Annotated in this window: 1 protein-coding gene; it reads left to right on the top strand. The window is 67.6% G+C overall.

Translation table 11 applies throughout. From position 1 onward, the window contains the following. A partial coding sequence (locus tag ACFOYX_RS36170) for a Dyp-type peroxidase (RefSeq protein ID WP_377534813.1) occupies positions 1-957 on the top strand: 957 nt, incomplete at its 5' end. Between the last annotated feature and the right edge of the window lie 63 nt (positions 958-1,020).

Raw genomic sequence — 1,020 nt, 5'->3', positions numbered from 1 at the left:
GTCGCACGGGATCTGCTCGCCGACATCGCCGGGCTGCAACGGTCGGTCGGCTCCCGAGCGGAGTCGGCCGCGCTCTCCTGCGTCACCGGCATCGGCGCGCTGGCCTGGGACCGGCTGTTCGGTGGGCCGCGTCCGGCCGGGCTGCATCCGTTCCGGGAGATCGCGGGCTCCCGGCACCGCGCCGTGGCCACCCCCGGTGACCTGTTGTTTCACCTGCGTGCGGGGCAGCTCGACCTGTGCTTCGAACTGGCCGCGCAGATTGTGAAGAGGCTGGCCGGTGCGGCGCGGGTGGTCGACGAGGTGCACGGTTTCAAGTACTTCGACGGGCGGGACCTTCTCGGTTTTGTCGACGGCACGGAGAACCCCACCGGTGCGGCGGCGCGGTCGGCAGTCGTGATCGGCGGCAAGGACCGGGACTTCGCCGGTGGCAGCTACGTTGTAGTGCAGAAGTACCTGCATGACCTGACGGCCTGGAACGCGTTGCCGGTCGAGGCGCAGGAGAAGGTGATCGGGCGGACCAAGTTCGACAACATCGAACTGGACGACGAGGTCAAGCCGACCAATTCGCATGTGGCGCTGAACGTGATCTTCGATGGCGACGGTCGGCAGCGGCAGGTGTTGCGGGACAACATGGCCTTCGGGTCGCCGGGGCGGGGCGAGTTTGGCACGTACTACATCGCTTACTCGGCGACGCCCGAGGTCACCGAGCGGATGTTGGAGAACATGTTCGTCGGCGATCCGCCGGGCAACTACGACCGGATCCTGGACTTCTCGACCGCGGTGACCGGGAACCTCTTCTTCGTGCCGTCGCTGGACTTCCTGGACGACCTGCCCGACCCGCCGTCATCGTCGGCTGCGGCGGACGAGCCGGTCCACAGCCGGCCCGACGGCTCGGCGCCGGTCCAGACAGGCCCGGTCGAGCCGGACTACTCTCTGCGTACCTCCGCCGTGACGTAGTCCTTCCGGGACAGGATCAACGTCCTGTCCAACGACCGCACGCTGGTCAAACGCAGAAGCCTA

The organism is Micromonospora sp. GCM10011541 (assembly GCF_042650725.1).
Classification (GTDB): Bacteria; Actinomycetota; Actinomycetes; order Mycobacteriales; family Micromonosporaceae; genus Micromonospora; species Micromonospora sicca.
The sequence above is the reverse complement of the archived record's forward strand: the minus strand, read 5'-3'. Positions and strand labels throughout refer to the sequence as shown.